Source organism: Archangium sp. (assembly GCF_036388035.1).
In the GTDB taxonomy this organism is placed as follows: Bacteria; Myxococcota; Myxococcia; order Myxococcales; family Myxococcaceae; genus Archangium.
This window is the reverse complement of sequence record NZ_DASVSO010000875.1, coordinates 1-2,675: the sequence shown is the minus strand read 5'-3', so window position 1 is coordinate 2,675 and position 2,675 is coordinate 1. Positions and strand designations below refer to the sequence as shown.

The window sequence follows — 2,675 nt, the reverse complement described above, 5'->3', positions numbered from 1 at the left end:
CCGCGGGCACCTGCATGCGGTCCGTGAGCACCCCGTACACCGGCAAGTCCAGGTTCATCTGCCGACGCTTGGCCTCGGAGGTGAGCCCCATCTTCAGGCCCACCACGCGCTCGCCGCGAGCGGTGCGCAGGCGGAGGCCCTCGGCCTGGATGGCGTAGGCGGCCTGGAGCGTGAGGTCCGGGTGCTGCCGGGTGAGGGGCGCAAGCTCGCGGGCCTCCAGGCGTGCCTGGTCCAGCAGCCGGGCCAGCTCCTCGTGCGGGGGGGGCGTCATTGCCGTCTCCAATCCAGGGAGCGGCAACTCTTCCGGGGCTCGGGGGGGAGCGCAAGCGGCGGGGTGTCGAGAGCCCTCTGTCCTCGAAGCGAGGGCTCTAGAAGTGAACGACAGGAGTGTCCCCTGTTACCCGCCTGGGCGGGCCTCGGTCTTGAGGGGGCTTCGGCCGCATGCTTGAGTGCGTGGCTCGAAAGCCGTAAGGAGGTCCATGACTCGCGACACGCCTTCCAGCCAGGTCGAGGTGTATGGGCGGAGCGTCCAGGCGCTGGTCGACGCGATGGAGTTCCTCACGCTCAAGGCGCAGCGGATTCTGGCCTCCCACGGTATCAAGTCGCTCGAGCCAGAGAAGTGGTACCCCATGCGCGGTGTCCTCGACAGCTTCGACGACATCCTCAAGCAGGTCGGGCCGCACACCACCCGCGCCATCGGGCTCGCCATTCCCAGGAACGCGGTCTTCCCAGCGGGGATCGACTCGTTCGAGTCGGCCCTGCTCGCACTCGACCAGGCCTACCGGCTGAACCATCGGGGCAGCGGCGACATTGGCAGTTACCGCTATCAACCCACGGGGGAGCGCACCGGCCTCATGGTGTGTGACAACCCTTATCCCTGCGAGTTCGACCAGGGCATCATCCTGGCCCTCTACGAGCGCTTCAAGCCCCGGGGCTCCTTCGTGCTCCACCTCGCGCACGACACCTCGGAGTGCCGGGCACGGGGAGCCATCACCTGCGGCTATCAGCTCAAGTGGTGAGCGAGCCCCGCGCTCAGTGACACAGGGTCCCCACGACCTGCTCGGCGAGGGCGGTCGGCTGCGGGAATGGCTTGGGGGGTGCCACGCGCGACCGCGGCTCTCCGCGCAGCCCGTCGAACATGGCGTGGAAGGCCGCGTAGACGCGGTCCACCAGCGCGAGGGCCTCGTCGTGCAAGGCCGGCGTGAGCTCCAGGCCATGCAACATCTTCTCCATCTCCTCCTCGAAGACCTCGTGCTGCTCCTCGGCCTCCACATGGTGGTTGGAGAAGTACTTCAGCCGTTTGTCGCTGCCGAGGGCCTGGGTGAGAGCGGCGGTGCGATGGAAGAAGGCATGGCTGGTGGACTCCAGTGTCAGCACCAGCACCACGCGCAGCCGGTCGTCCAGCGGGCGGAGCGCCTCGGAGAGGAGGTCGTGGCTGGCATCCCGGGTGCTCTGGTGGGAGCGGTTCCACAGCTCGCCAACGCTCAGGGGGCGCCCCATCAGCAGGGCGACGTCCTCGAAGAACCAGTTGTCATGTCCACGCTCCTCGGCCCGGTGGCGGAGCATGAGCTGCTTGAGCGCCGGGTCCTGCACCCGCTGCGCGTTGAGGCGGAGCACGTCCTGGAAGCTCATCACCCAGTAGGCCAGGCGAGGGGCGAACGCCAGCGCCTGCTCCAGGGGCAGGTCCCGGCGCAACTCATCGAAAAAGGGGTGCTGGGCGAAACGGGACTGTTGGACGCGGATGTATTGAAGCACGGCCTTCACGATGCCCTCCCACGCTCCAGCGCAAGGTCTCCATCACGGAGGACACTCCACTGAAAACGCTGCGGTCACGGTTCGCCACCTGACGAAGGGCGGCCCCCGGGACCGGGGGATTGATGAGGCTCGAGAAGCGAGAATGCAAATGGACTGTTGGATTCTTGACTGTGTATTTGCGGCGCTAGTAGCGGCGGCGGCGGTCCTCGCGACGCTCCTGCCGGTCCTCGCGACGCTCCTGCCGGTCCTCGCGCAGCTCCTGCTGGGTCTGCTGCAACTCCTGGTGGCTGAGCTGGATGAGCTCCACGATGAGCGAGCGCTCGCGCTGCAGGTCCGACTGATACCGGCTGCCCATGAGCGAGGACAGCTCCCGGGCGATGTACGCCCGCGTCCGCTGCGTGGCCGCCTCCACCTTCGCGTCCCGGACGTCGTCCCGCCGGTCGCGCCGATCGTCCCGCGCGTCCCGGCGGTCATCCGGCCGGCCCCACAGCTGCTCGCGGCGGTTGGAGCGCACCTCGCGGTCGCTGCGCCGCACCTCGGCCTTGTCCCGCCGCAGCTCGGCGTGGCCCTCGGCCAGCTCCTCCCGGAGGATCTCCCGCAGGCGCATCTCCACCGAGGCCATCTCGCGCTCGTTCTGCTGTGACCAGGCCCGGTCGAAGCGGGTCAGCACGACCTCCAGCTCCGCCACGTCGCGCTTGTCGTCCCGGAGCTCGCGCTTGTCCTGGCGAATCTCACGGCGGTCCTGCGTGCGCTCCCGGCGGTTGTTGTCCCAGTCCTGGGCGTGTGCGCCACCGGCGAGGAGGAGGGAGACGACGAGGGCGGCGGAAGAGATGCGATTCATGGTGTTCATCCGGTGAGGGTGTCAGCGTCGGGAGCCCGGTTTCGCTCCCGTGTTGTGCAGCGATGGACGGTGGGGGTCT

General features: G+C 68.4%; 3 protein-coding genes and 1 pseudogene. 1 reads left to right on the top strand and 3 read right to left on the bottom strand.

Features of this window, described 5'->3' with window-relative positions; all coding sequences use genetic code 11:
• A pseudogene (locus tag VF697_RS36005) lies at positions 1-271 on the bottom strand (4-oxalocrotonate decarboxylase); the annotation flags it as partial.
• Between the two features lie 208 nt (positions 272-479).
• Here VF697_RS36005 and VF697_RS36000 point away from each other — a divergent pair.
• Entirely contained in the window at positions 480-1,019 is a 540-nt protein-coding gene (locus tag VF697_RS36000; RefSeq protein ID WP_331102261.1) for a hypothetical protein, read from the top strand.
• A gap of 13 nt (positions 1,020-1,032) precedes the next feature.
• On the opposite strand, the gene VF697_RS35995 is transcribed toward VF697_RS36000, so the two are convergent.
• Together VF697_RS35995 and VF697_RS35990 are read right to left on the bottom strand one after the other, a co-directional pair.
• Positions 1,033-1,764 (bottom strand): hypothetical protein, encoded by a 732-nt coding sequence (locus VF697_RS35995; RefSeq protein WP_331102259.1) that lies wholly within the window; start codon positions 1,762-1,764, stop codon positions 1,033-1,035.
• Positions 1,765-1,939: 175 nt separating this feature from the next.
• Positions 1,940-2,596: a hypothetical protein gene (locus tag VF697_RS35990; protein WP_331102258.1), complete on the bottom strand. Its 657-nt coding sequence runs from the start codon at positions 2,594-2,596 to the stop codon at positions 1,940-1,942.
• Between the last annotated feature and the right edge of the window lie 79 nt (positions 2,597-2,675).

Coding starts and splice junctions, on each gene's coding strand:
- VF697_RS36000 (WP_331102261.1), top strand. CDS start 480: ATGACTCGCGACACGCCTTCCAGCCAGGTCGAGGTGTATGGGCGGAGC.
- VF697_RS35990 (WP_331102258.1), bottom strand. CDS start 2,596: ATGAATCGCATCTCTTCCGCCGCCCTCGTCGTCTCCCTCCTCCTCGCC.